At 70.0% G+C, this 24,190-nt stretch carries 26 protein-coding genes; 8 read left to right on the top strand and 18 right to left on the bottom strand.

What is annotated here, in order from left to right; all coding sequences use genetic code 11:
• Window positions 1-16 precede the first annotated feature (16 nt).
• Both ACFQU3_RS11815 and ACFQU3_RS11810 read left to right on the top strand, forming a co-directional pair.
• The gene (locus ACFQU3_RS11815; protein WP_385909954.1) at window positions 17-1,048 is read left to right on the top strand and encodes an alpha/beta fold hydrolase; all 1,032 of its coding nucleotides are present in this window, start codon (window positions 17-19) and stop codon (window positions 1,046-1,048) included.
• 61 nt (window positions 1,049-1,109) lie between these two features.
• Window positions 1,110-1,811 carry a class I SAM-dependent methyltransferase gene (locus ACFQU3_RS11810; protein WP_385909952.1) on the top strand — a complete coding sequence of 234 codons (702 nt, stop codon included), beginning with the start codon at window positions 1,110-1,112 and terminating at the stop codon, window positions 1,809-1,811.
• An 82-nt stretch (window positions 1,812-1,893) separates the two neighbouring features.
• Here ACFQU3_RS11810 and ACFQU3_RS11805 read toward each other — a convergent pair whose 3' ends face one another.
• The 3 genes from ACFQU3_RS11805 to ACFQU3_RS11795 are packed head-to-tail and all read right to left on the bottom strand — an operon-like array spanning window position 1,894 to window position 4,938.
• Window positions 1,894-2,781: an ABC transporter permease gene (locus tag ACFQU3_RS11805; RefSeq protein ID WP_385909950.1), complete on the bottom strand. Its 888-nt coding sequence runs from the start codon at window positions 2,779-2,781 to the stop codon at window positions 1,894-1,896.
• Window positions 2,768-3,739 carry an ATP-binding cassette domain-containing protein gene (locus ACFQU3_RS11800; protein WP_385909948.1) on the bottom strand — a complete coding sequence of 324 codons (972 nt, stop codon included), beginning with the start codon at window positions 3,737-3,739 and terminating at the stop codon, window positions 2,768-2,770. The genes ACFQU3_RS11805 and ACFQU3_RS11800 overlap by 14 nt, the downstream gene beginning before the upstream one ends.
• Window positions 3,736-4,938, bottom strand: coding sequence for an outer membrane lipoprotein carrier protein LolA (locus ACFQU3_RS11795; RefSeq protein WP_385909946.1), 1,203 nt, complete (start codon window positions 4,936-4,938; stop codon window positions 3,736-3,738). Before ACFQU3_RS11795 ends, ACFQU3_RS11800 begins: the two co-directional genes overlap by 4 nt.
• A 94-nt stretch (window positions 4,939-5,032) precedes the next feature.
• On the opposite strand from ACFQU3_RS11795, the gene ACFQU3_RS11790 reads away from it, so the two are divergent.
• Together ACFQU3_RS11790 and ACFQU3_RS11785 are read left to right on the top strand one after the other, a co-directional pair.
• Window positions 5,033-5,683 (top strand): response regulator transcription factor, encoded by a 651-nt coding sequence (locus ACFQU3_RS11790; protein WP_385909944.1) that lies wholly within the window; start codon window positions 5,033-5,035, stop codon window positions 5,681-5,683.
• Complete coding sequence (locus ACFQU3_RS11785) at window positions 5,680-7,077, top strand: sensor histidine kinase (RefSeq protein WP_385909942.1); 1,398 nt, start codon at window positions 5,680-5,682, stop codon at window positions 7,075-7,077. Before ACFQU3_RS11790 ends, ACFQU3_RS11785 begins: the two co-directional genes overlap by 4 nt.
• A gap of 33 nt (window positions 7,078-7,110) precedes the next feature.
• On the opposite strand, the gene ACFQU3_RS11780 is transcribed toward ACFQU3_RS11785, so the two are convergent.
• The 3 genes from ACFQU3_RS11780 to ACFQU3_RS11770 form a co-directional block, all read right to left on the bottom strand.
• A complete protein-coding gene (locus ACFQU3_RS11780; protein WP_385909940.1) occupies window positions 7,111-7,749 on the bottom strand; it encodes a dihydrofolate reductase family protein in 639 nt (212 codons plus the stop codon).
• A gap of 40 nt (window positions 7,750-7,789) precedes the next feature.
• Window positions 7,790-8,575 (bottom strand): alpha/beta fold hydrolase, encoded by a 786-nt coding sequence (locus ACFQU3_RS11775; protein ID WP_385909938.1) that lies wholly within the window; start codon window positions 8,573-8,575, stop codon window positions 7,790-7,792.
• 150 nt (window positions 8,576-8,725) lie between these two features.
• Complete coding sequence (locus tag ACFQU3_RS11770; RefSeq protein WP_385909936.1) at window positions 8,726-9,541, bottom strand: isocitrate lyase/phosphoenolpyruvate mutase family protein; 816 nt, start codon at window positions 9,539-9,541, stop codon at window positions 8,726-8,728.
• 410 nt (window positions 9,542-9,951) lie between these two features.
• Between ACFQU3_RS11770 and ACFQU3_RS11765 the strand changes: the two genes are divergently transcribed.
• Window positions 9,952-10,155, top strand: a complete 204-nt coding sequence (locus ACFQU3_RS11765) for a cold-shock protein (protein WP_009777120.1) — start codon at window positions 9,952-9,954, stop codon at window positions 10,153-10,155.
• A 185-nt stretch (window positions 10,156-10,340) separates the two neighbouring features.
• Here ACFQU3_RS11765 and ACFQU3_RS11760 read toward each other — a convergent pair whose 3' ends face one another.
• Window positions 10,341-10,928 carry a carboxymuconolactone decarboxylase family protein gene (locus tag ACFQU3_RS11760; RefSeq protein ID WP_385909934.1) on the bottom strand — a complete coding sequence of 196 codons (588 nt, stop codon included), beginning with the start codon at window positions 10,926-10,928 and terminating at the stop codon, window positions 10,341-10,343.
• A 1-nt stretch (window position 10,929) separates the two neighbouring features.
• Window positions 10,930-11,232 (bottom strand): hypothetical protein, encoded by a 303-nt coding sequence (locus ACFQU3_RS11755; protein ID WP_385909932.1) that lies wholly within the window; start codon window positions 11,230-11,232, stop codon window positions 10,930-10,932.
• A gap of 262 nt (window positions 11,233-11,494) precedes the next feature.
• Between ACFQU3_RS11755 and ACFQU3_RS11750 the strand changes: the two genes are divergently transcribed.
• The gene (locus ACFQU3_RS11750; RefSeq protein ID WP_385909930.1) at window positions 11,495-11,965 is read left to right on the top strand and encodes an SRPBCC family protein; all 471 of its coding nucleotides are present in this window, start codon (window positions 11,495-11,497) and stop codon (window positions 11,963-11,965) included.
• A 66-nt stretch (window positions 11,966-12,031) separates the two neighbouring features.
• On the opposite strand, the gene ACFQU3_RS11745 is transcribed toward ACFQU3_RS11750, so the two are convergent.
• Complete coding sequence (locus tag ACFQU3_RS11745; RefSeq protein WP_385909928.1) at window positions 12,032-12,667, bottom strand: dihydrofolate reductase family protein; 636 nt, start codon at window positions 12,665-12,667, stop codon at window positions 12,032-12,034.
• Window positions 12,668-13,252: 585 nt separating this feature from the next.
• On the opposite strand from ACFQU3_RS11745, the gene ACFQU3_RS11740 reads away from it, so the two are divergent.
• Window positions 13,253-13,843 carry a carboxymuconolactone decarboxylase family protein gene (locus ACFQU3_RS11740; protein ID WP_385909926.1) on the top strand — a complete coding sequence of 197 codons (591 nt, stop codon included), beginning with the start codon at window positions 13,253-13,255 and terminating at the stop codon, window positions 13,841-13,843.
• A 24-nt stretch (window positions 13,844-13,867) separates the two neighbouring features.
• On the opposite strand, the gene ACFQU3_RS11735 is transcribed toward ACFQU3_RS11740, so the two are convergent.
• From ACFQU3_RS11735 to ACFQU3_RS11705, 7 genes are all read right to left on the bottom strand, one after another.
• Window positions 13,868-14,341, bottom strand: a complete 474-nt coding sequence (locus ACFQU3_RS11735; RefSeq protein WP_385909924.1) for a VOC family protein — start codon at window positions 14,339-14,341, stop codon at window positions 13,868-13,870.
• Between the two features lie 52 nt (window positions 14,342-14,393).
• Window positions 14,394-15,080, bottom strand: coding sequence for a response regulator (locus ACFQU3_RS11730; RefSeq protein WP_385909923.1), 687 nt, complete (start codon window positions 15,078-15,080; stop codon window positions 14,394-14,396).
• Window positions 15,081-15,112: 32 nt separating this feature from the next.
• Complete coding sequence (locus ACFQU3_RS11725) at window positions 15,113-15,838, bottom strand: hypothetical protein (protein WP_385909921.1); 726 nt, start codon at window positions 15,836-15,838, stop codon at window positions 15,113-15,115.
• 228 nt (window positions 15,839-16,066) lie between these two features.
• Window positions 16,067-16,828 carry an LLM class flavin-dependent oxidoreductase gene (locus ACFQU3_RS11720; protein ID WP_385909919.1) on the bottom strand — a complete coding sequence of 254 codons (762 nt, stop codon included), beginning with the start codon at window positions 16,826-16,828 and terminating at the stop codon, window positions 16,067-16,069.
• A 155-nt stretch (window positions 16,829-16,983) separates the two neighbouring features.
• Window positions 16,984-17,421, bottom strand: coding sequence for a ribonuclease H (locus ACFQU3_RS11715; RefSeq protein ID WP_385909918.1), 438 nt, complete (start codon window positions 17,419-17,421; stop codon window positions 16,984-16,986).
• A gap of 335 nt (window positions 17,422-17,756) precedes the next feature.
• Window positions 17,757-18,266, bottom strand: coding sequence for a hypothetical protein (locus ACFQU3_RS11710; protein ID WP_385909916.1), 510 nt, complete (start codon window positions 18,264-18,266; stop codon window positions 17,757-17,759).
• 79 nt (window positions 18,267-18,345) lie between these two features.
• Entirely contained in the window at window positions 18,346-19,485 is a 1,140-nt protein-coding gene (locus ACFQU3_RS11705) for a LacI family DNA-binding transcriptional regulator (protein WP_385910490.1), read from the bottom strand.
• Between ACFQU3_RS11705 and ACFQU3_RS11700 the strand changes: the two genes are divergently transcribed.
• Window positions 19,411-21,393 carry an amidohydrolase gene (locus ACFQU3_RS11700; RefSeq protein WP_385909914.1) on the top strand — a complete coding sequence of 661 codons (1,983 nt, stop codon included), beginning with the start codon at window positions 19,411-19,413 and terminating at the stop codon, window positions 21,391-21,393. The two genes, ACFQU3_RS11705 and ACFQU3_RS11700, sit on opposite strands and share 75 nt — an antisense overlap.
• Before the next feature lie 87 nt (window positions 21,394-21,480).
• On the opposite strand, the gene ACFQU3_RS11695 is transcribed toward ACFQU3_RS11700, so the two are convergent.
• Both ACFQU3_RS11695 and ACFQU3_RS11690 read right to left on the bottom strand, forming a co-directional pair.
• On the bottom strand, window positions 21,481-23,700 hold the full coding sequence (locus tag ACFQU3_RS11695) for a response regulator (RefSeq protein ID WP_385909912.1): 2,220 nt from the start codon (window positions 23,698-23,700) through the stop codon (window positions 21,481-21,483).
• The gene (locus tag ACFQU3_RS11690) at window positions 23,697-24,062 is read right to left on the bottom strand and encodes a hypothetical protein (protein ID WP_385909910.1); all 366 of its coding nucleotides are present in this window, start codon (window positions 24,060-24,062) and stop codon (window positions 23,697-23,699) included. The genes ACFQU3_RS11695 and ACFQU3_RS11690 overlap by 4 nt, the downstream gene beginning before the upstream one ends.
• Window positions 24,063-24,190 lie beyond the last annotated feature (128 nt).

Below are 24,190 nucleotides of genomic sequence, written 5' to 3'. Positions count from 1 at the left end.
CCCCGGCGGCTGCACAATGTCGCTCGTGGAGCAGCAGCTCGGCGTGGCCCACCTCGAGGACGGAACGGCGATACGGTTCGCCGTCGCCGGCAGGGGTCCGGTTGCGATCTACGTGCCCGGGTGGGTGTCCCATCTCGAGCTCGGGTGGGCGGTGCCGGCCGAGCGGCAGTTCTACGAGGGCCTGGCGGACGGTCGGACGCTCGTGCGATACGACAGACCGGGGTGTGGTCTGTCCGGGAGACCCAGCCGCACCGACGTCGTCGAGCTGGAGCTGGAGGTTCTGCACGCGGTCGCGACCGCGGTCGGGGTTGACCGCTTCGACCTCGTGGGCGCCTCCTTCGGTGCGCCACTCGCGGTGAGGTGGGCCGCTCGTCGTCCGACGTCCGTGACGCACCTGGTCCTCTACGGCGGGTGGGTTGACGGTGACGGCGTGGCTGCACCCGCCGTGCGAGAGCACGTTCTCGGCCTGGTGGATCAGCACTGGGGATTCGCATCGGATGTGCTGACCGAGATCTTCGCCCCCGACGCGGACGCGGGGTTCCGGGCCATGTTCTCCCGCTACCAGCGGGAATCGACGTCAGCTTCCTGGGCGCATCAGCTGCTGGCAGCGTGCTACGACATCGACGTCGCCGACGATCTCAACCAGATCAGGGCACCCACCTCGGTGATCCACCGCCGGGATGATCGCGCAGTGCCGCTTGCCGAGGGTGAACGGTTGGCTGCCGGCATCGACGGCGCCACACTCACGGTGCTGCCCGGTCGGACACACATCCCCTTCGCCGGCGACACGCACTCCGTGCTGAACGCGATGCGCCGCGGCCTGGGACTGCCCCCACTCGACCGCCGGACGCAGCCCCGGCTGACCCCGCGCCAGACGCAGGTGGCGGGGTTGGTCTCCCAGGGCTGGTCGAACCGGCAGATCGCCGAAGAGCTGGTGATCAGCGAGCGCTCCGCCGAGTCACACGTCGAACGGATTCGCACGCGGCTCGGATTCCGGTCCCGGGCCCAGATTGCCGCCTGGTACGTCGCCTCGAACCTCGTCGACTGACCTTCCAAGTGCGGTATTTCCACTGCTGACGGCGTCACCGCGGCTCCGGCACCCTCGACGCATGACCACACGCACCGCGCAACCCGCCACCCTGACGACCACTCGCACCCGTGCGCCCGAGGATGACCTCGAGGAGTTCGACGAGCATCCGGTCCGCGGCCGGTTCAACTCGGCGTTCTTCTGGGTCATGGGCGGCTACATCAACAGGCACCTTCACCAACGCAAGTCCGCGACCTTCGCCGACCTTCCGCCCACCGTGGTCGAGCTCGGCGCGGGAGTCGGCGCGAACATGCGTTACCTGCCGGCACACGCGCGCCTGACCGCGATCGAACCCAACCCGTTCATGCACTCGCGGCTGCGGCGTGCGGCCCGCTCATGGGGCGTCGAGCTCGAGATCCGCAGCGTCGTCGGCGAGCGGATCGACCTGCCCGACGCGAGCGCCGATGCCGTCATCTCCAGCCTGGTCCTGTGCAGCGTCCGCGACCCGGACGCGGTCCTCGCCGAGATTCGCCGCGTCCTACGACCTGGGGGGCGGTTCAGCTTCGCCGAGCATGTCGCGGCGGAGGCTGGCACGCCGACGCGCTGGACGCAGCGGATCCTGCGCCGGCCGTGGGCGTGGGTCTTCGAAGGCTGTTCCTGCGAACGAGACCTTGCCAGCGTGATCCAGTCCGCCGGCTTCGCCCGGGTCGACCTCACCCACTACCGGATCCACTCGCCCTTCCTGCCGTTCAACACCCACATCGCCGGCACGGCCATCGCCTAGGCCGGACAGGCGATCCCGAGGGTCACGCCGGTTGAGAACCGCGTCATCCCGTGCGGTGGAGGCAGACCGCGCGTGGGCGGGGTCAGCTCGTGATGTCCTTGCCCGCGAACCGGGCCCAGGCGAGCAACCCGAACACGACGGCATACGCCAGGTCGACCCACAGGCCCTTGGCGATGTTGTCCCAGAAGGGCGGGTCGCGGAGCAGGTCACCGAACGCCATCCACTGGTCGACGAGGAGCCACGGGTGCAGCCACGAGATCTGCGGCACCGAGTCCGCGATCCACGAGAGGATGGTGAAGATCATGAGTGCGACCGTGGCGGCCAGCGGCTGCTCGGTGAGCGTCGAGATGAACAACCCGACGGCCCCGAGGGCGGCCAAGCCCGCGGCGATGTAGAGGCTGACCAGAAGGACCCGCCAGACCGCCGAGCCGAACGAGATCTCGGTGCCGGACAGTGTCAGCATCGGTCCGGTGCCGAAGAGAGCGATCCCGGCGATCGCGCCGGCGAGCACGACGACGGCGACCCCCCACACGGCGCCGATCATGAGGGAGACGTACTTCGTGACGAGCAGCCGGGTCCGCCCCACCGGCACGGTCAGCAGGTAGCGAAGCGTCCCGAGGTTCGCCTCGCCGGCCACCGCGTCACCGGCGAGCATCGCGATGGCGAGGGGAAGGAAGAGCCCCAGCTCGACGCTGAGCGCCGCGAGCGGCACGAACAGCCCGTTCGAGGTGATCGAGGAGAGGAAGTCGGGCCCACGTCCCTCGCGCGGCGACGAGACCCGCACCGCGACGGCGATGAGGATGGGAACTGCGGCAAGCACGAGCAGTCCCATCTGGTTGCGTCGGCGGCCGGCGATCAGCCGCAGCTCCGATCGCAGCAGGCGTGCGGACAGCCGCCGCGACAGCGGCACCCCACCACCGCCCGGAACCCTCTCGGGCATGTCGGCGACAACGGGCTCAGCCGCTGACATCGAAACCCTCCCCGGTGAGCGAGACGAACAGGTCCTCGAGGCTGGGACTCGTCACGGTGAACTCCTTGACGCCGACGCCGCCCTCGACGAGCGCCGCGACGATCTTCTCCGGCGCGAGGCCGTCCGGCGTCCCGCGGACCCCGCCAGGCACCGCCTCGACCCCGTCGAGCCCGAGCTCGGACATGATCCGCGCGGCGACGGTGGGCTGTTCCGTGAGGACCCGAGCTACCGGGGCTGCTCCTCCGCGTACCTCGGAGGTGGAGCCCTGCGCGACGAGCCGACCGTCGCTCATGACGCCGAGGTGGGTGCACATCTGCTCCACCTCGGACAGCAGGTGGCTCGAGACGAAGACCGTTGTCCCATCGGACGCCAGCGACGCGACGAGGTGGCGAACCTCGCGAGTTCCTTGTGGGTCAAGGCCGTTCGTCGGCTCGTCGAGCACGAGCAGCTCTCGAGGCATGAGCAGCGCCGCGGCGATGGCCAGGCGCTGACGCATCCCCAAGGAGTACGCGCGGTAGCGCTTGCCCGCGGTCGCCAGGAGGCCGACCCGGTCCAGAGCGCCGTCGATCCGTTGCCGCGCAGTCCGCGGGTCCGCGGTGAGGTCGGCGGCGTCGAGCCGCCGCAGGTTGGCCCGGCCCGACAGGTAGGGGTGGAAGGCCGGACCCTCCACGAGGGACCCGACGCGGGGCAGCACGACTTGGGCACCCTGTGGAATAGCCTGCCCCAGAAGGCTGCTGGTGCCGGCGGACGGTCGGACGAGACCGAGCAGCATTCGTATCGTCGTGGTCTTGCCGGAGCCGTTCGGTCCGAGGAAGCCGTACACGGAGCCCCGCGGCACGACGAGGTCGATGTCGTCCACCGCGGCGCGGGCGCCGAAACGCTTCGTCAGCCCCCGGGTCGCGATCGCGAGATCGCGCTCGGAGGCTGACGTTCGCCGTACGTCGAGTGGTTGGGTCACTTCGCTGCCAGGGCGCTGTACAGCTGGTCCGGCGGGACCGCTCCGAGGGCCATGCGGCCGTCGTTCGTCAGGACGACCGAGAACAGGGTGCCCTGGAGCACGTGCCCGCTGCCCCAGGCGCCCGACGTGGTGGGAAGGGCCTTGAGTATGCCGCTCAGCTGGGCTGCGCTGTCAGCGGCGGACCCCCCGGCACCCTGCTGCGAGGTCTGGAGGGTGAACGGGGCCACGACGACCGTGCTCCACCCGGAGCCGACGATCCTCGGTGCTGCCTGCATCCTTGCCAACGCGTCGGCCGACGGCTTGACCGGCGTCGGGTTGACGCTGGCGTCGCCCTTGCGAGCGGTCAGGTCGTCGGACTCGGTCACCGTGGTACCGGCCGGGGGCGTGAACGCGAACTGCCGAGCGTCGGGCTTCGCGAAGTCCACGGCCGTGAAGCCGACCTCGAAGGCAGGATTGGCCACCTTCGTGGAGTAGACCTGCACGCGCAGCGGGACGTGTTCCTGGCTGTCGATGGCGATCCGCACGGACCCGACGAGCGTGGCCTTGTCCTTCGGGGTGAGGACCAGCTCGTACGCGGAGCGGCCCGCGACCGAGGCTGTGCCCGACGTCGTCACTGTGGTGTCCCTGCCCATCAGGGCAAGGGCTGCTTCGGCGGCCTCGTCAGGGGTGCGCGGCGCGCCGGACGGAAGCGTGCTGGGGACCGCGCTCGGCAGCCCACTCGGCAGGTGTTTGCCGACCGAGTCGGGCCGCACCTGGTCGGCGCTCAGCTTGTGGTGCACCGCGGTCCTGTCCGTGCTGGACCACAGCCAGACGTCCGAGCCGTTGTGGATGACGTCGGACTCGCCGTTGCTGCCGATCAGGGCGAGCCGCTGACGGGTGGGACCGTCGAGCCAGACCCGCCAGGTGTGCGTGCCGGAGATGAGGGAGGTCAGCGAGCTGCTCGCCGAGCCGGGCCGGCCCGAGCCGCCCAGCCCGGGAATGTCGGGCAGGCCGAGGTCCGAGGTCTGCACGACGGTCCCGGAGAGGCTCGAGACGTTCGCCGAGCGGACGTCGGCAAGCAGCTGGGCCACGGTGCGGGACGGTAGTCCGCTGTCGGCGTTGGCCGACTGGCTGACCGTGAGGGCCGTGGCGCCGATGACTCCGACCGCCGCGACGGGCAGGGCCCAGCGGGCCTTGGGGTGGTCGCTGAAGAAGCTCATGCGCTCATCCTGCGCCCTGGCTGCTGAGAGACCACTGAGACCGTGGAGCCGGGAGGAGCCGCGCGCCGCCGTCGCCCCGTGGCATCGTGGCGGTGTGCGGGTGCTGCTGGTGGAGGACGAGGCCCGGATGGCCGCCGCCATCGTGCGCGGGCTGACGGCCGAGGGGTTCGTCGTCGACCACGTCGCGGACGGCCAGGCGGGGCTCGAGGCGGCACGGTTCGGCGCCTACGACGTCGTCGTCCTCGACATCATGCTGCCGCGGTTGTCCGGCTACACGGTCGTGAAGACCCTTCGGGCCGAGCAGAACTGGGTCCCGGTGCTGCTCCTCACGGCCAAGGACGGGGAGTACGACGAGGCCGACGGGCTCGACTACGGCGCGGACGACTACCTGACCAAGCCGTTCTCCTTCGTGGTCCTCGTGGCCCGGCTCCGGGCCTTGCTCCGCCGTGACCCCGCGCCGCGCCCCACGGTCCTCGAGGCCGCCGGAGTGACGCTCGACCCGGCAGCCCACCGCGTCGAGGCCGACGGCTCGGAGGTGTCGCTCGCCCCCCGGGAGTTCCTCGTCCTCGAGCACCTCCTCCGCGCGCATCCCGCCGCCGTCCACAAGGAGGAGCTCCTCGACAAGGTCTGGGGGAACCTCGACGATGCCAACGTGGTCGAGGTCTACATCGGCTACCTGCGCCGCAAGCTGGGCAGGACGCGCATCGAGACCGTTCGCGGCGTCGGCTACCGGATGGCGCCGTGACCGACGAGCCACGCCGCCGGTCGGTGCGGCATCGGTTCGCCCGGCTGAGCATCCGGGCCCGGCTGCTGCTCATCGGCCTCGCCGGACTCGCCGGCGCACTCCTCATCGGCGGCCTCCTCCTCTACGCAGTGCTCTCTGCCTCGCTCGGGCGCTCCATCGAGGGCACGGCCCGGGCCAGCGCACAGCAGGTGGCCCTGCTTGTCGACTCGGGCCGCATGCCCGACCCGGTCCCGGTCTCCGGGGCCCTGGTCGTCCAGGTCCTCGATGCCCAGGGCCGCGTGGTGGCCGGGTCCGTGACGGCCGACCGGCTGACCGCCCTCGTCACGCCCGACGAGCTGCGGCGAGCCCTCGCCGGCGAGCAGGTGATCGTCCCGGGCAACCGTTCCGGCCTCTCGGGCCGGCTGCAGGTCGCGGCGGTCCCGGCGGGAGCGGCCGTGCCGACGGGCCGCGAGTACGCCGTGGTCGCAGCGGCGCCCACCGGGGACATCGAGCAGAGCGCCAGGACACTTCGCACCCTGTTGCTGTGGATCTTCCCGCTGCTGCTCGCCGTCCTGGCGGTCATCGCGTGGCGCGTCATCGGCGCGGCCCTCACTCCGGTCGAGGCGCTCCGGCAGGGTGCCGAGCGCATCGACGAGTCGTCCTCGGAGAGCGAGCGCCTTCCCGTGCCACCGACCCGTGACGAGGTCAGCGCGCTCGCGACGACCCTCAACGCGATGCTCGACCGGATCACGGTCGCTCGGCGCAAGCAGCGCGCCTTCATCGCCGACGCGGCCCACGAGCTGCGCAGCCCGCTCGCCAGCATGCGCACCCAGCTCGAGGTGGCACAGCGCCTGGGTGAGGGCGGCGACCTGCCGGCCGAGCTGCTCGCCGACGTCGACCGCCTCACGATGCTCGTGGACGACCTCCTCGTGCTGGCGCGTGCCGACGACGCCGCCGCGACACGTCAGTCCTCCGGGGTCGACGTCGGCGCGCTCCTCTCGGACGTCGCCGGCCGCTACGGCGGCGCCCGCGTCCCGGTGCGCACCTCACCCGGGCTCGCCGGTCGTCGCCTGCAGACGCGGGGACCGAAGGGCGACGTGACGCGCGCCCTGACGAACCTCGTCGACAACGCGGTCCGGCATGCTCGCACCCGCGTCGTCCTCGACGCCACCTCGGTTGGCCACCAGGTCGAGATCACCGTCACCGACGACGGCCACGGCATCTCCGTCGAGGACCGCGAGCGGGTCTTCGACCGGTTCACGAGGCTCGACGAGGCCCGTGACCGGGACAGCGGGGGCAGCGGCCTCGGCCTGTCGATCACCCAGGCGCTGCTGCAGCGCAGCGGGGGCGACGTGCGCCTCGAGGACGCCGCCCCGGGCCTGCGAGCCGTGGTCCGCCTGCCGACGAACTCTTGACTCTGGCGGGCACCCAAGCCGGCAACGACTCACCTACCTCGCGCTCGCGTCACTGGCAGCGGGAGGGCGCACCTTGAACCTCAGGTGCAGCACCCGGTCGCCCTGGATGACCACGTGGGGATCCTCCAGCAGAAGCTGCCCGTCCATGCCGCCGAAGTAGCGTTTGCCCGACCCGAACACCACCGGCACCACGTCCATCGCCACCTCGTCCACGAGGCCGGCGGCGAGGATCTGGCTCCCCACGTCCCCTGCGTTCACGCTGACGGTTCGGTCGCCTGCCAGCTGCTGAGCTGTTGTGATGGCCGCGGTGACGTCATCGACGAAGTGGTAGGACGCCTCGGGGTGCCAGCCCTCGGGCTTGGGTCGGTGCGACACCACGACGACGTGGTCGCCTGCGGGTGGCTGACCATCCCAGCCGTTCACCAGGTCGAACAGGTGGCGGCCCATGACGGTGGCACCGATCGACTCCCACATCGGTCGGACGTAGTCCGCCGAAGTCCTCGAGACCTTGAATCCGGCCCCGGTTCCGGAGTGGTCGTACTCCTGGGCACCGGTCTCGACGATCGGCGTGTCCCCGCTGAAGTACCAGTCGTGGAGTGGTCCGACGTCGTCGTTGTCGTCGGCGATGAAGCCGTCGACCGACACCACGTTGTGCATGATCACCGTGCCCACAAGTCCTCCTGACGTGTCCCAGACGCGTTCGCCCCTGAAATCATGCGTTGACCGCGGCGACGGCAGCGTTGATCACAGCCGCGATCTGGTCGGGCACCTCGTTCGGCAGCAAGAACACGTTGCCGGGAATGGTCACGATCTCGACCGTCGAACATGCCTCCAACGTGCGGCGCTCGGCGTCGGTGAGCCCGCCGTCACCCTTCTCGGCGTGCACGACCCACGTCGGTACACCCGAGCGGCACAGCATCGCGGCGTGGTCCTCGCCGCTGTTCAGCCACTTCAGGTACTCGCGAAGTCCGAGGCGCATGTCCCGCGTGCTGGTCCTGCGGAAGTCCCCGGCCAGCTCGGCCTGCCGCGCCGGTGGTACCGGGACTCCTTTCACCATCGACCCGGCGGCCCTCTTCATCAGCGCCAGCGGCAAGCCGCCGAGCACCTTGGACAGTCGGACGACGTTGATGAAGAACGCCGACTCGTCGGGCAACGACAAGCTGATGCCGAGCAACACGGTCGGGCCGGTGAAGAGCTTCTTCTCTGCTATCTCCAACGCGACGTTGGCGCCCATGCTGAACCCGACGACGACATCGGCGCCGGTCTCGGCCACGAGCCGCGCCGCCATTCGTCCATAGGCCTCGTGGCTGTAGTCGTCCGGGGACGGCGCGCCGGCGTGTCCGGGCAGGGTCACCGCCACCAGCCGCAGACCGGACAGGCTGGGTTGCTGCGTCACCTCCAGGTACGAGCGCGCGCTGCACATGCCGCCGGGTAGCAACAGCACGGTGTGTTCGGCGTCCGCCGGACCCGACTCAAACTGCTGCCACTCAACGCCCACTTCGCACTCCGGGTCACCCGATCCTGGTCAGACTGTACGCCGGGATGTTGCGTGGCGTGGCGGTTCAGGAGGGGAGCGACCGGTGCGCTTCCGAGCGCTCGGGCCGCATACCTGCTTCTGCCGTCTGGCTGCCGCCGCGGACGCGAGGGCTCACGCGCTGAAGCGTTGCTGCAGGTCGGCGTAGGCGATCGCATCGTCGAGGAAGCCGAGTGTTCCGGTGTCGAGCAGCTCCCGCCCGGCGCGCTCCAGCATGCTGAGCGCGGCACGGGCCAGGCTGCCGCCGAGGCTGACCCGTCTGACGCCGAGCGAGAAGAGCGTGGGCGCGTCGATGGTGTTCGCCAGCCCGGCGACCACGTTGAGCGGGCCGGGGATGGCGGCAGCGAGTCGACGGATCGTCTCCTCCTCGACGACCCCGGGCACGAAGACGCAGTCGGCCCCGGCCTCGAGGTACCGGCCCGCCCGCTCGATCGTTTCGGCAAAGGCGTCGACACTCGTGCCGGCGAAGTACGTGTCGCTGCGCGCGTTCAGCACGAAGGTGCCGCTGGGCGCCGCAGCCCGGGCGGCCGCGAGGCGGTCGACCGCTTCGTCGAAGCCGAAAAGCCCACCCTCCCTGGCGTCCTCGATGTTGGCGCCCACCGCGCCGAGCTCGGCGGCACGGGCCACGGTGCGGCCGACGTCCTCGGCAGTGTCGCCATAACCGGCTTCGAGGTCCGCGGTCACGGGCACGCCCACCGCGGCGACGATGCGACCGATGTGCTCGAGCATCCGGTCTCGGTCCAGGGCTCCGCCGTCCGGGACCCCGCAGGACCACGCGATGCCTGCGCTGGTCGTGGCGATGGCCGGGAAGCCGACCTGCTCGAGGACTCGGGCGGAGCCGGCATCCCAGGCGTTGGGAAGCACGAAGCCTGGACCGGCATGCAGGGCGAGCAGGGCGGATGCCTTGTCGGTCGAAGACCCGCCGTTCACAGGCCCACCGTGCCGGTGACTGGGAGCGACGAGCGCGCACTGTCCGTCGGTGCCGTGTCGCCCAGGACCACGGCATCGTCCCGCTCTCCCGTGAACACCATCCAGTAGTCGGTCATTGCGGCAACGTACGACATCCCGCACAGCCAGGCTGCCCCTTGGGGGGCCGGCCGTGCCCGAATGGCGGAACGTCTGCAGTTGAAAGACCGCGCATCCAACGTCGTCCACGAGCAGACCGGGGCAAGGACGCCGGCGGCTGCTACCGTCAATCCCAGCTGCCGTCCCGGTCCACGCATCACGGGCCGGGCACGACTGAGCCGCCGCGCGAAGGTTCGCGGGTCGCGCTCGTCGTGACCATCGGCAGCCTGAGGTCTCCACACGGGAGGCCTCGCTAACAAGAAGAGGCAACACCAGTGGCAACAGGCACCGTGAAGTGGTTCAACAGCGAAAAGGGCTTCGGCTTCATCGAGCAGGACGGCGGCGGCGCCGATGTCTTCGTTCACTACTCGGCCATCGAGAGCGGCGGCTACCGCGAGCTGCAGGAAGGCCAGAAGGTCGAGTTCGACGTCACGCAGGGCCCGAAGGGCCCCCAGGCGGAGAAGGTCAAGGGCATCTGACCCAAGACAGCATCCGGCGACCCGGTCGCTGGCGATCCCCCGACCTTCCGGTCGGGGGATCGCTCTTTTCATGCCGCCGTGGCCGGCGGAGAGGCGACCAGCCAACTGGCGTGAGCAGCTCGCGCGACGGCCGGGCTGGGGTCAGGGCACGGTGCGAAGCATGCCGCAGTTGCCCATGCCTTTGTCTAGCGCAGGATGAATCCTGGAAGCCGGTACCTGATCCGGTGGATCACCTTCGCGGCGACCCGCACGTGCCCCTCGGACTCCCAGGTCCAGTCGAACGCGTTGGCCATCCGGTTGACCGTGTTGAACAGGAACCCGACGTGGAGTGCGTCGATGATTGCCTCGTCGGGGACACCCGCGTCCCGGGCAGCGTCGATGTCAGCCGGTCCGCACGACTCCGGGTCCTTCGTGAGCTTCTCGAGCAGGGGGATCACCGCGGCGAGCTCGGGGCGACGCACCGAAGGGTCGTCGATCGAGACCTCGCCACGCGCCTCGATCCTCGTGGTCTCCGTGTGCACGCGTGCGCAGAAGGGGCAGTCGTTGAGCCGTGAGACGAGCATTGCCATGTACTCGCGCTCGCCGACGGTCCAGTACGACGGTCCGCGCAGCACCTGCGTCCCGACCGCGAAGAAGGGGCGACCCCAGAAGTCCGGCCTGTGCATCGCGGTGAGTGCAACGTTGTCCATCGGCTGACGGAACAGCAGCTCGCTCAGCCGGATGAACAGCCGCGCGGGCAGCTTGTGGCCGTGTTCGAGGATCTCCAGGCGCATCTCAGGGCTCCTCGTGCATGGCCCGCAGGCCGATGTCGAGACGCTGCAGCGCGGCGCCCGTCGCTGCGGCGACGGTGATCTCGAAGATCTCCTCCTCGGCGCAGCCGGCGGCCTTGAGCGCGGCGACGTCGTGGTCGGTGATCCTGTACGACGCGTCGCGCACCTTGCCCACGTATGCCGCCCACACCTCGGGCACGGCCGCCCCGGTCCCCGCCGCGCGCCGAAGTGCCGGGTCAACCACGCCCGCGCCGTCGAAGACCGCCGCGCGCAATGCCGCGACGTCGTCGACATAACGACCAGCCACGGGTCAAGTATCGCGCCGGAACCCGGGCGAAGGTCGCCGAATCGTCCGGCGGCCCACTCACTCGGCGGGCACGACCCAGAGGTTGAGGTGGGACGGGTGCTCCCGGGTTCATGTGGATGCGGTTGGTGGCGCGGCGGAATCGGACGGTCGTCACCGTCAGCGCGATGTCGGACCAGCGGATGAGCCCTTGATCGACCCAGGCGGCCGTACGAGGCTGGAGAAGGGCCCGGTCCCCCGGACTCAGCGGGGAAGGAGGCACACCATGTCCCCGATCATGTCTCAGGTCGAGATCGCTCGCCCGTGCCACGAGATCTTCGCCTACGCCACGGACCCGACGCGGTTCGCGGAGTGGCAGGACGACGTCGTGAGTGCACGCATGGTGGAGGGAGGTGAGAAGAGTGAGGTCGGCGCGAGGTTCACGACGGTCCGGCGCGTCGGTCCGGGCAAGCGTGCGATGACGCAGGAGATCACCGAGAGCGCGCCACCGACACACTGGGCAGCGCACGGCGTCGACGGGCCCGTGCGACCGAGCGTCGTCCTCAATGTCGAGCCCCTCGAGGACAATTCCAGGTCGCGGGTCACGTTCCGCATGGACTTCGAGGCCCACGGCCTCGGTCGGCTGATCGTGCCGCTGCTCGTCCGGCCGATGGCCGCGCGACGCGCACCCCGCAGCTACCAGCACCTCAAGGAGCGCCTCGAGGGCAGCGCCCGGCCCACCGGCAGCGGGGGATGACCGCTCGCAGGACGCTGGACCGTCCGCTCGCGCGCGCCCATCGGGCTTGCCGCTCGACATCGACGTTCAGGAGGCCGCCTTCCGGGTGAACGTGAGGTGGGTGACGCCGCTGGGGGACGAGACCGCCTCCACGTCGTAGGCATCCTCTAGGGCCTCGAGGCCGTCCCAGATGCGGACGCCGCGGCCGAGCACGATCGGGACCTGGACGAGATGCATGTGGTCGACGAGCCCCCCGGCGAGGAAGTCGCGTACGACGGTGGCGCCGCCGCCGAGCCTGACGTCCTGTCCGTCGGCTGCCTGGCGAGCAGTCTCAAGCGCCTCGGCCGGCGCGGCGTCGAGGAAGTGGAACGTGGTGCCGCCCTCCATCTCCATCGAGGGCCGCTGGTGGTGGGTGAGCACGAAGGTCGGTGTGTGAAACGGTGGGTTCGGGCCCCACCAGCCCTTCCAACCCGGGTCGTCCTGCCAGCCGGGCGGACCGAACTTGTTCGCGCCCATGATCTCGGCGCCGATGCCGTGACTGTGGCGCTCGGCGAAGGCGTTGTCGACTCCGGCGGTTCCGCTCGCGTCCCAGAACCGGGTACCGAACATCCACTCGTGTAGACGCTCGCCCGCATGGCCGAAGGGTGCATCGGCGGACTGTGGCTCGCCGGTGGCGAATCCGTCGAGAGAGATGGAGAGGTTGTGGATCCGGGTGAGTGACATCGGCGCGCTCCTCGGTTGGTGATTGCGCTTGCAGTCGGTTTCAGGAAGACCGACCAGGGTGACCGTTCTCATCGGGCCGCAGGGGCGGCACGGCGATCAACGCCGATATCGAGATGCTCGGCAGCCCACCGTCGATGCTAGTTCCCGGCGACGCGATCCCTCGGTCGCTCCATGGCAGATCCGGTAGACCAGGCCCCAGGGCCGCGCCCGCCTCGCGGCCAGGTGACGGGACTCAGCGGACACGAAGCGAGGCCAGCGCACCGCCACGCCACCCTGCCCGCTACCCGGAATGGGATGAGGGTGGGTCCCGCCGACCCCCCGGCAGAACCCACCCTTCAACTCCCCCACACCCGGTCCCCCCGACCGGTTACTGCTCCGACCATCCCCCACGAAGCGGCCGGTCCCTCCCCATGACGAGAACTCTGCCGCGCGGACTGCAAGATGAATGGGCAGGAACCAGCGTGATTTCCGCAAGATTCGTCTGTGTGCAACTCTGCGCGCCAACTCGGCACGGTCGCGGATCGCGGGCCAGGAGCGAAGGTCTTGGCCTAGCGACAACTGCTCGGTAGGTAGAGGATCGGGGGCATGTTCATCGACACGGTCCCCGAGGAGTCCGCCGCCGGCGCGCTGGCCGAGTTCTACCAAGAACAGCAGAGGGCCTGGGGGTTTCTTCCGAACTTCGCCCAAGCGTTCTCCACCCGGCCGGAGGTGGCGAAGGCGTGGACAGTGCTCAACAAGACCGTGCGTGACGGAATGGACCGTCGCCGCTTCGAGATCGCCACCATCGGCGCGGCCCGGGCGTTGCGATCGACGTACTGCACCGCCGCGCACTCGAAGTTCCTGCGGGACGTGTGTGGAGACGAGTCCACGATGGTCGCCATCGCCGAGGACCCGAGCGGTGCCGGCCTCGACGAGCAGGACCGTGCTGTCTACCTTTTCGCCGGCCGGGTGGCCAAGGACGCGTCGTCGATCGGACAGCAGGACATCGATGCGCTGCTCGAGCTCGGACTCACCGACGCCGACATCGCAGACATCGTCTTCGCGGCGGCCGCCCGCTCATTCTTCACTCGAGTCCTGGACGGGCTAGGTGCACGGCTCGACGTCCAGACCGCCGAGACCTTCTCTCCCGACGTTCTGCAGGCCATGGTGGTCGGCCGGCCTGTCGCGGAGTCTTGAGCTGCAGCCCGTGTCCTCCCGTAATCAGCCGCCGTCGTAAGCCGCCCGGAGCTCGGCGACGTCGATCTTGCCCATCGTGAGCATCGCCTGGCAGACCCGCTGGTTGGCGGCGCTGGTGTAGTCGCCGGACAGCTCCTCGAGCTCGCGGGGGATGACCTGCCACGAGACGCCGAACTTGTCCTTGCACCAGCCACAGGGGCCGGGTTCGCCGCCATCGGCGGTGAGGATCTCCCAGAACTGGTCGACCTCGTCCTGCCCATCGACGCGGAGATAGAAGGAGAACGCCTCGTTGAGGTGGAACTCCGGTCCTGCATTGAGCCCGATCACCTCGTGTCCGGCGACGGTGAACTCCACGACCTCAGCGATGGGCTTGTCGGGCTCGGTACGCGCAGTGAAAACTCTCGTGACGGCCGAGCTCGGGATGTTGTCGGCATAGAAGTTCGCCGCCTCGACGGCCTGGTCGTTCCCGAACCACAGGTGCGTGCGTACCGATGCCATGACAGCTCCTCTCGTCCGAGGCCCCCGACCGGGTCGCTCGTCAGATCAGTATTCACCGGCCGGGGTCGATGAGCCGCTGGCGCACGGCATACATCGCGGCCTCCATGCGCGAGTGCATCTGGAGCTTCTCGAGGATGTTGCGGATGTGGCTACGGACGGTGTTCACCGAGATGACCAGCCGTTCGGCGATCTCGCGGTTGAGCCGGCCCTGCGCGACGAGGTCGAGGATCTCGAGCTCCCGCTCAGTCAGTCGCGGCAGCTCGATCCCCAGGGCGGCGGTGGGCGCCGAAGCGCGCTGGCTCATCTGCTTGAACTCCTCGAGCAGCTTGGTCGCCATCAGGGGTGACAGCTGCGAATGGCCGTGGAAGACGCCGCGGATGCCGGCGGCGATCTCGTCGGTCAGGTCCTTGAGGAGGTAGCCGTTGGCGCCGGCCCGAACCGCCTCGAAGAGGTCGGCGTCGTCGTCGGAGCCGGTGAGCATGAGGATGCGTGCGGAGGGAACGCGCTGCTTGATGACGCGGCAGGCGTCGATGCCGCCGCGCTTGGGCATCCCGACGTCCATGACGATGACGTCGGGCAGGGTCTCCTCGGCCTGGTCGACGGCCTCGACGCCGTCGGTTGCCTCGCCGACTACCTCGATGCCGTCCTCGATGGCGAGGACGGTCCGCAGGCCTCGTCGGTAGAGGGTGTGGTCGTCGACGATGAGGACTCGGATGACGTCAGTGGGTGGTGCGTCCACCGTGCCATCTTGGCGCACTCGCTGCGCATCGCTCAGGAGTGACCGCTGAGCTGGGCCAGACGGTCCGCGAGGGCATCGACCATGGCGTTCGCGCGCTTCGCCGGGATCGCCGACTTGCGGTCGCCGCCTTGGCTGGACACCGGCAGCACGTCGATCGAGAGCTTGGCGCCGCCAGCCAGGGCCCGCAACGCGTCAACCCTGTCGCCGAACGGCGAGCCACTGCCCGGCGAGTAGTAGTGCACCACCTCGTCCACGTCATCGGGGTACAGGTCGGTCTTTGTGACGGCTATGACGAGCCAGATCGGCTTGTGACGGCGGACGGCCATCGAGGCGATTCGGTGTGAGGTGATCGTCCAGTCCTCGAGCTCCGCGGCGAGCTGCTCCTCGCGGGTCGAGGTCGCCGTGCCTGTGGTGCCTGCGGCACGCCGCGGTGTGGCGTAGCCGTTGGCGACTACATGGATCACCCCGTCGACCGGCTCGTCATGGAAGACCTCGTCGAGGGCACCGAGCCGCGTCGCCGCGTTGTCACCCGGCACCACCAGGAAGCGGAAGCCGTGCAGCCGGGCAGAGCGGCGGGTCCGACGTTCCATCACCGCCGAGCCCACCGCGGCCACGGCGTCGTCGTAGGCGCGCCGCGTCAGGCGGTCAACGAGCTGGCTCTTACCGACCCCCGTCATTCCGGTCACGGCCACCATGGGGTAGCGGCTGCGGAATAGCCGGCTCATCCGCTCGGGAGCCGACGCGAGATCTGTCAGCACGCCGCCGGCGACGGTCGCACCGAGGGCCGTGCGACTTGACGTCGGCAGAATCGTCCGCAATCGGGATGGTGTGTGAGACACGGAGCCTCCTCGGCGTGCTGGTCAGGAGCCAGTTGGCACCTCGAGCCTACGTTCCGACGGTCACTGTTCATGCACTCCGGTGGGGCTTGGCCGACGACCAGCCAGCCCAGCTCGCACACTCGGTGCCGGCCCACAGGGCTGCGCGGGCTACCGACCGGCCAGCTTGGCCACCGTCGTGGCCAAGACCTCGGCGGAGTCGGCGCCGACGACGAAGTACGAGTAGCCGATCTCCTCACGCCTCCGCTCGATCTCCTCGGCTGCGGCCGCCGGGTCATCCGGGAGCACGGCCAGGGAGTCCGCGGCCCGCAACGCGGCCGGATCGGTGTCACGCGCGGACGCCATGAACGGCGCGACAGCGTCGCCGACGACCGGCACGTGCAGGGCCAGCTCGACATCGCGCGCAGCGCGGAGATCGCGGGCTATACCGGCTACAGCGGCGCGAGTGTCGCTCGCAAGTGCTGCGACGGTGACCGTGTCGGCGACTTCGACGGCAAGCGCCCGGGCTTTCGGCCCCCGAACGGCCATGACCACCGGCGTGTGAAGGTCGGGGCCGTCCAGGTCTCGCAGCATCGCCACCGTCTCGCGCATCTGGCCCAGCCGCTCTCCCGGCGATGCGACGGGCATCCCACGTTCTCGGAGTTCGTCCTCGAGGCCGGGCCGCCCGGTGCCGATGCCCATCTCGAAGCGACCCTCGGTGAGCACCGACATGGAGTGCGCCTCCCAGGCCGTGCTCCAGGCTGGACGAAGCGGGGACGCATAGACCCAGGTGCCGACGCGCAGGTCAGTCTGGGCGGCTGCGAACGCGAGCGTCGGGGCGGGCGCGGGCTGCCATTGCGGTACGTCGGGCATCAGCAGAGTCGAGTAGCCGCTGTCGGCGATGCGGCGCACGCGGTCTTGCCACGTAGCCATGTCTGTCAGCACCGGGGCGACGACCCCGAATCGAAACGGTCTGGTCATGTCTGGACTCCGCTCACACAGGAAGGATCCCGCCCCATGCTGCCGGATCCGACGTCGCGACCGTAGGTCGAGTGTGGGTCGGTGCTGCTCTCGAGGTGAGACGGGTGTCAGTCGACGGCGTGGCTGGCAGCCACGGCGAGCTGGTCGACCAGGTCGTTCATCTCGTGGCCGGAGTGACCCTTGACCCAGTGGAAGGCGACATCGCCACGCTCGCGTACGGCCTGGACGAGGGGCTCCCAGAGGTCACGGTTGGCGACGGGCTTCTTCTGTGACGTGGTCCAGCCGCGACTCACCCAGCCAGCCCACCACTGGTCGCGGAAGCAGTTCACGACATACGTCGAGTCGCTGACCACGACCAAAGGTCCCGTGAGAGCTGTGACGGCCTCGAGTGCGGCGCGGATCTCCATCCGCTGGTTCGTGCTGGGCCGTTCGGAGCCGGACGCGTACTGCTCACGGTCGATCGCCCATGCCCAGCCTCCGGGGCCGGGGTTTCCCGCGCAGGCGCCGTCGGTGTAGACGAACGTCGCACCGTCAGGAACCGACATCGGCGCCTTCGGTGTCTTCGGTGTCTTCGGTGTCTTCGCTACGTTGCGAGACGTGACCGCCGTCCTACCGGGCATCGCGCGGGCCGGCGCCGACTGCGGCGCCAAGCCAGGAAGCACGAGTTCGGTGTCGCAGTCCGCGTGCGCCCACACTCTGGAGTCGCCGCCCGCGCTGGCGATCGTGTCCCCCGGGTGAATCGGCGCCTGGCAACGCGCGCAGCGCCCCGGATACCTGGCCAGCACTGCTCTCCTCGTTGCTCGGTCGACTGCAAGGCAGCGGATGGCTCCCCCTGCCGTCCGATCCGCGGCTCAGATCGTAGCTCGGCTCTGCGGCGTTCCTACAGCGGTCTGACGGTGAACCTGCCGTCGTCCTCGACGAGCAGCACGCCGGCACCCTTGCCGAGCGGCTCGACGACCTCACCTGTCAGGCCGGCCACCGCAGCCTCGTTCGTCGGACTGTGTCCGACGACCAGGGCCCGGCCGCCCTCGGGAAGTGACTCGACGACCCCGCGCAGCGCTGCGCCGAGGAGCCGCTCCTCGTGTTCGACCAGATCTGGGTCGATCCCGCGGATCCGCTCGACGGTGGCGCCCTTACCCGCAGCCTTGGCGGCGGCCCGCCAGCGGTCCTCGACCGACGAGCGCAGCCCCGGCACCTCGGAGATGGGGGAGTCGTCCTGCCCGGCTGCGTGGCGCAGGATGGTGACCATCTGCGTGGCGCGGGCCGCCCCGGAGGAGATGAACGCGGCATACGGCGGCTGCAGACCCTCGCGGCCGATCGCCTCCGCATCCGCCACACCCAGGGCGGTCAGATCGTCGCCGTCGTTGTCGGTGTGCCGTCGCAGCTCCACGTAGCGCATCCTTCATCGTGGGCGCAGGATCGCCATGGGCACAAGCCAAACTGGTGGGAATGCCTGGGCTGCTGGGCGATCAGCTGGATTCCACGGCGCCACCCGCAAAGGATGCGGTGGAGGCGCGCGGGTGGAGGGTCGGGTCAACGAGTCGCCAGCGGCGCACCCCGCTGCGCTTGTCGATGACCGCGAGCAGAAGGTCGACGGCCTCGACGCTGAGCAGGCGCGGTTGGAGGCTGACGGTGGTGACCGGGGGATCGGTCCACGCGTAGCCGGGGTCCTCGCTGATGCAGGCCACCTTGAGGTCATCGGGCACGGCGAGACCGAGCCGCTCGGCGGCCCGCAGAATGTGGGTGCCGGAGTCCGTGTAGACCCCGACCAGGGCGTCGGGTCGCTCCGGTTGGCCGAGCAGCTCGTCGACAGCCTGCTGCTCGGCGACGGGGTAGTTCGGCTCCAGCGCGAACGAGGCCAGCCGCACGGGGATGCCGCCGGCAGCCTCCCAGTCGCGACAGGCCTGCCGCACGATCATCGGGTAGGAGTCGTCGTGGTCAGGCACCACCAGCGCGGGCCTACGCGCGCCGGCGTCCGCGAGATGGTCGAGCAGCCCCGTCACGGCCAGCTCGACACGGGTGTCGGCCCAGTAGTCGTCGCGCCGCAGCTCGACCGGCCGCCCGACGCACACCATCGGGATCTGCCGACGTTCGAGGATGCCGCGCACCGGGTCGGCCAGGCGCGGCTCGCAGTGGATCACCCCGTCCAGCGGCGTCGAGAGCCATGACCACGACGACAGCGAGCTGGGCAGCACGACGAGCAGGTAGCCGCGCCGCATGGCCGCACCGATGGCGGCGAGCACGAGGTCGGCGTAGTACGGGATCTGCGTGTAGTCCACGGCGGCGTCGCCGTAGGTCGTCAGGGTGAGCCCGATGATGCCGGTGCCCCCTCGGGCCCCGGCTCGCGCCGACGTGAAGGGTAGGTAGCTGAGCGTCTGGGCCTCGGCCAGCACCCGGGCCCGGGTCGCCTCGCCGACGCGGCCGGTGCCGTTGAGCACGTTCGAGACCGTCGCCGCCGAGACCCCAGCGGCTGCGGCGACCTGCCTGACGGTCGGCCGCTGGCGATGGTGAGAGGTGATGGCTACCCCCTTGTGGTGAACGCGTTCATCATCCAGCGTCGGGCCGAGCAGCACCAGAGCGCGGTCGCCCAGGCCGGCGCCCCACCGCATACGGAGGTTCACGTGACACCGAGCATCAGCCGTCGCAGCTTCGTCGCCGGCGCAGGAGCCGTCGGAGCCCTGACGGCCATGACGGCCGGCGCTGCCACGGCCAGGGCCGCGGACGTGAACACGGCTGCGCGGCGGGCGCGCACCGTCATCCTCGGCGGCCGGGTCTTCACCGGCACCGAGCGGGCAGGCGGCGGCTTGGAGGCGGTCGCGATCGGCACCGACGGTCGCATCCTCGAGGTCGGCCGGTCGCGCGACGTGCGCCGCTGGATCTCGCGCGGCACCGTTGTCGTGGACGCGGCCGGCGGCAGCATCATGTCGGGCATCCACGACGGCCACATGCACCCGCTCGGCGCCGCCGCGCAGTCGCTCAACCCGTCGCTGCAGAACGCCAGCGTCACGGTGCCGCAGCTGCAGGAGATCCTCGCCGGCTTCATCAACGCCACCTCGGATGCCGGCCCCGACGCCTGGTTGCAGGTGACCGACTGGAACCCCGTCGGCATGCTGCCGGCCGGTACGGTCGCGAACAAGGCGCAGCTCGACGCCATCGCCACCACCCGGCCGATCTACCTGCAGGGGTCCGACTTCCACAACAGCTTCGTCAACAGCCGCGCGCTCGCGCTCGCCGGCATCACCCGCGATACCCCGGACCCAGCCGGGGGCGAGATCGTCAAGGACGCCAGCGGTGAACCCACGGGACTGCTCAAGGACAACGCGCAGGGCCTCGTCGGTGATGTCATCCCCCCGCCGTCGCAGGACCGACTGGATGCCGCGTACGCGACGATGGCGACCTTCCTCCTCTCGCAGGGCGTCACGTCCTTCCTCGACGCGGCCTCGGGTCCCGACAGCATCGCGACCTACGCCGAGCTGCAGGCCAAGGGGCTGCTGCTGCAGAACGTCACACCCGCCGTGCGACTCTCGGTCGAGCAGACCCTCGCCCCGCGCGACACCGTCGCGTGGCTGCGCACCCTGCAAGCGGCCCACCAGGACAACCCACGCCTGCACGTCACGACCACCAAGGTGTTCGTCGACGGCGTGATCGAGTTTCCGGCGCAGACGGCCGCGCTGCTGACTCCCTACCTCGACACGGACGGTCAGCCCACCGACAACCTCGGCGACCTCTACATCACCAGCAACCAGTACGCCCAACTCGCGATCGCCCTGGACGCGGCCGGCTGGCAGATGCACTCGCACGCCATCGGCGACCGCGCCGTGCGCACCGCCCTCGACGCCTACGAGGCCGCCGTCCTGGCGGGCGGGGGCCGCTCGAAGCGTCGCGGGCACACCATCGCCCACCTGCAGCTCGTGCACCGCCACGACCTCGCCCGCTTCGCCCGGCTCGGCACACTCGCATCGATGCAGCTGCAGTGGGCCGTTCGAAACGTCTTCACCCTCGACGCCCTCGAACCGTTCATCGGCCCGTCCCGGTGGGGGCAGCTCTACCCGGCCCAGAGCCTCGCCAGGGCCGGCGCCACTCTCGTCGGCGGGTCGGACTGGCCGGTCGACCCGTTCCGCCCGTTCAACCAGATAGCCACCGCCATCGACCGCCTCGACCCGGTGGGCGACACCACCCCGCTCGTCGCGAGCGAGGCGATCAGCCGCGAGGCATCGCTGCGGATGCACACCAGGGGCTCAGCCGAGCAGCTGCGCTCCGAAGGCACGGGCACCGTGGCTGTCGGCCAGCGCGCCGACCTCATGGTGCTCGACCGCGACCTGACCCGGGTGTCGGTCAACGACGTACGCGGCACGGTCGTGCAGCACACCCTGATCGCCGGCGAGGTGGTGCACGACGCCGACTCGAGCGCTGCGCGTCAAGCCGCGAGCCGGTCAGCTGCGGCCACCGCCTCGGTCACTGCGGTGACCCGGTGTGCCGGCACCCGCCGGGACCCGCACTCCTGCTGCGGTCACTGAACGGGCGGACGCCGTCTCGAGGTCGTGGTGGTCACGGGTGCGAGAGCGGCGGCCGTGCACGTGGGGATCCGCGACGTGGGCTTCGACCTAGTCCGCGGGTCGCCGGTTCGGGGCCGACTGCTCCGCCGACGTGCGCCCCGACTGGTTGGCGAGGTCAGCACGCAACAGTCGGCCCGCGCGCTCGAGCTCGTGCCCCAGCCGATCGAGAAGGTCCACCGCAGTGGGTTGTCCGCCGGTCTCGACCTGACGAGCGAGGTCGGCGACCCGGACTGCACCGATGTTCGCCGCGGATCCCGCCAGCTCGTGGGCAGCGTCCTGCAGTCCGGCGGCGTCCCCGCTGTCGAGCTTCCGGCGCATCGTCGACAGCAGCACCGGGGAGCGCGTCGTGAAGGCATGGGTCAACGCCCCGAGCAGACTCCGCCCGTCCGTCGCGCCGAGCCCGCGCAGGATGGAAAGGCGCCCTTGGTCGATCGCTGGAGCGTCCCTGTCGGACGAGGCTTCCGAGTCGTCGCCGGCCTGGTCAGCGCGGCTGGGGGCCAGCCGCGCCCAGCGGCTGAGGACATCCTCGAGCGTCGCGACGTCGATGGGCTTGGCGACGTAGGCGTCCATTCCGGATGCCAGGCACCGTTCACGGTCCTCCGACGTCACTCCGGCGGTCATGGCGATGATCGGCACCCGTTCACCGCCGGCCTCACGCCGTCGGATCTCCTCGGTCGCGGAGTACCCGTCCATCACGGGCATGTGGCAGTCCATCAGCACAGCTGCGTAGGCCGTGCCCGCGACGGCGTCGACGGCCTCGGCACCGTTCTCCACGATGTCGACCAGGTAGCCCAGGTGTGAGACCAGTCCCTCGGCGACGAGCTGGTTCACGGTGTTGTCCTCCACGACGAGCACGCGCGCGGACGTCGTCGCAGCGCGGGCCTGCGCCACCGGCTCCTTCGTTCGCGCCGTCATGCGCGGCGTGCCGGCGACCAGCGTGACAATCCGGTCGAAGAGCTCTGAGCTGCGCACCGGCTTGCTCAACAGCTCCCGGACACCGGCGTGCCGCAGGGCGGCCGGGTCGACGTCTACGGTCGAGGACAGCATGATCAGCAGCGTGTCGGCCAGCGTCTCGTCGGCGGAGATGAGGCCGGCCAGCTCGAGGCCGTCGAGCTCCGGCATGCACATGTCCAACACCGTGATCACATACGGATCGCCGGCAGCGAGAGCGGTACGCATGAGTCGAAGGACGGCCTGCGGGTGCTCCACCACGTCGGGGCGCATTCCCCACTCGGCGAGCTGGGACTCGAGGACCAGCCGGTTGGTGGCGTTGTCGTCGACGACGAGGACCCGGAGGCCCCTCAGCAGGTCGCGACCCGGGCTGGGTGGCTCATCGGTCACCGCCACCTGCAACGGCACCTCGAACCAGAACGTGCTGCCGACGCCTTCTTCGCTCTCCAACCCGATGACGCCGCCCATCGCCTCGGTCAGCCTCCGCGAGATCGCGAGCCCGAGCCCGCTTCCGCCGTACTTGCGGGTGGTGGACGCGTCGGCCTGCGTGAAGGAGTCGAACACCGTGTGCTGAGCGTCCTCACGAATGCCGATCCCGCTGTCCGACACCTGGAACCGCACGCGGGCCGGGTCCGCCTCGCTGACCCGCGCCGTGATCACCACCTCGCCCTTCTCGGTGAACTTCACGGCGTTGGAGCCCAGGTTGAGCAGGATCTGACGCAGTCGCGCCTCGTCGCCGACCAGCCGCGCCGGGACCTCGGGCGTGCAGTAGGCGATGAGCTCCAGCTCCTTGCGCGACGAGGTCGGGGCCAGCAGGCCGGCCACCGCCTCGACCAGCCGCCGGGGGTCGAAGTCGACGAGCTCGAGATCCACCATCCGGGCCTCGAGCTTGGAGAAGTCGAGGATGTCGTTGATCACGTTGAGGAGGGCGTCGCCGGCGTTCTGCAGACCCTCGGCGTAGCGCCGCTGGGTCGCGTCCAGGTTCGTCTGCCGAAGCAGGTTGGTGAGTCCGATCACGCCGTTCATCGGTGTGCGGATCTCGTGGCTCATCGTCGCCAGGAACTCCGACTTCAGCCTCGAGGCCTCCATGGCCTCCCTGCGGGCGGCTTCGAGCTCGATGGTGCGGCTCTGCACCCGCTGCTCCAGCTCCGCCCGATGGGCGCCGAGCTCCTCGGCAAGCATGTTGATCCCGACGATCACAGCGTCGAGGTCCTCGTCGTCCGGAGTGCGCGCCCCGCGGGCGTCCAGGTCGCCTGCGGCGAGGCTCGTCAGCAGCTCGACGACGATGTCGATGCCGCGCTCGCCGGATTCGGTCATGCCTGTGCTTGCAGCCAGGTGACGGCGTCGGACTCCGAGGTGAACATCTTCACCGGGATCGCGCCCCGCTTGAGGCCCAGGAAGAAGTTGGCCAGCATTCTCGTGGACGCGGAACCGGCCACGAGCGCGACCGCGCGGTAGTTGGGGTTGCGATCCATGAAGAACTCCCGCGCGGGCCTGTCGATCGAGGCGACCTGACGCAGATCGACGAGGGAAAGGACCCTGCCCTGACCCAAGGCGTGGATCTCGGCGTCGACGGCACGAGCCTCCTCGATGCCGCACACCGCCCCAGGGAGCCAGTCCGTGCGTGCAACCCCGCGGTCCTCATCCCACGAGACCTGGTAGCACTTGTCCTCGGCCATCATCCCGTCACCTCCGAAGCATTTTGCTGCCAAGGTACCCCAGCCAGCACGGGGCAGATCGGGTGATCTGGACATTTCCCGCGGGGTCGCGTGTGCTCTCACGGATGGCGAACCACGCGTTGTGACCG

Origin of the sequence: Terrabacter sp. GCM10028922 (assembly GCF_042666095.1) — a bacterium.
GTDB lineage: Bacteria > Actinomycetota > Actinomycetes > Actinomycetales > Dermatophilaceae > Terrabacter.
Note: the sequence above shows the minus strand (reverse complement) of the source record. Positions and strands in the feature narration are given on the sequence as shown.

Excerpts from the sequence above, each read along its gene's own strand:
- ACFQU3_RS11715 (WP_385909918.1), bottom strand. The coding sequence starts at position 17,421 with ATGTCGGTTCCTGACGGTGCGACGTTCGTCTACACCGACGGCGCCTGC.
- ACFQU3_RS11745 (WP_385909928.1), bottom strand. The coding sequence starts at position 12,667 with ATGTCACTCACCCGGATCCACAACCTCTCCATCTCTCTCGACGGATTC.
- ACFQU3_RS11815 (WP_385909954.1), top strand. The coding sequence starts at position 17 with ATGTCGCTCGTGGAGCAGCAGCTCGGCGTGGCCCACCTCGAGGACGGA.
- ACFQU3_RS11760 (WP_385909934.1), bottom strand. The coding sequence starts at position 10,928 with ATGCGCCTGGAGATCCTCGAACACGGCCACAAGCTGCCCGCGCGGCTG.
- ACFQU3_RS11690 (WP_385909910.1), bottom strand. The coding sequence starts at position 24,062 with ATGGCCGAGGACAAGTGCTACCAGGTCTCGTGGGATGAGGACCGCGGG.
- ACFQU3_RS11720 (WP_385909919.1), bottom strand. The coding sequence starts at position 16,828 with ATGGCTACGTGGCAAGACCGCGTGCGCCGCATCGCCGACAGCGGCTAC.
- ACFQU3_RS11810 (WP_385909952.1), top strand. The coding sequence starts at position 1,110 with ATGACCACACGCACCGCGCAACCCGCCACCCTGACGACCACTCGCACC.
- ACFQU3_RS11695 (WP_385909912.1), bottom strand. The coding sequence starts at position 23,700 with ATGACCGAATCCGGCGAGCGCGGCATCGACATCGTCGTCGAGCTGCTG.
- ACFQU3_RS11805 (WP_385909950.1), bottom strand. The coding sequence starts at position 2,781 with ATGTCAGCGGCTGAGCCCGTTGTCGCCGACATGCCCGAGAGGGTTCCG.
- ACFQU3_RS11750 (WP_385909930.1), top strand. The coding sequence starts at position 11,495 with ATGTCCCCGATCATGTCTCAGGTCGAGATCGCTCGCCCGTGCCACGAG.
- ACFQU3_RS11795 (WP_385909946.1), bottom strand. The coding sequence starts at position 4,938 with ATGAGCTTCTTCAGCGACCACCCCAAGGCCCGCTGGGCCCTGCCCGTC.
- ACFQU3_RS11705 (WP_385910490.1), bottom strand. The coding sequence starts at position 19,485 with ATGCGGTGGGGCGCCGGCCTGGGCGACCGCGCTCTGGTGCTGCTCGGC.
- ACFQU3_RS11740 (WP_385909926.1), top strand. The coding sequence starts at position 13,253 with ATGTTCATCGACACGGTCCCCGAGGAGTCCGCCGCCGGCGCGCTGGCC.
- ACFQU3_RS11735 (WP_385909924.1), bottom strand. The coding sequence starts at position 14,341 with ATGGCATCGGTACGCACGCACCTGTGGTTCGGGAACGACCAGGCCGTC.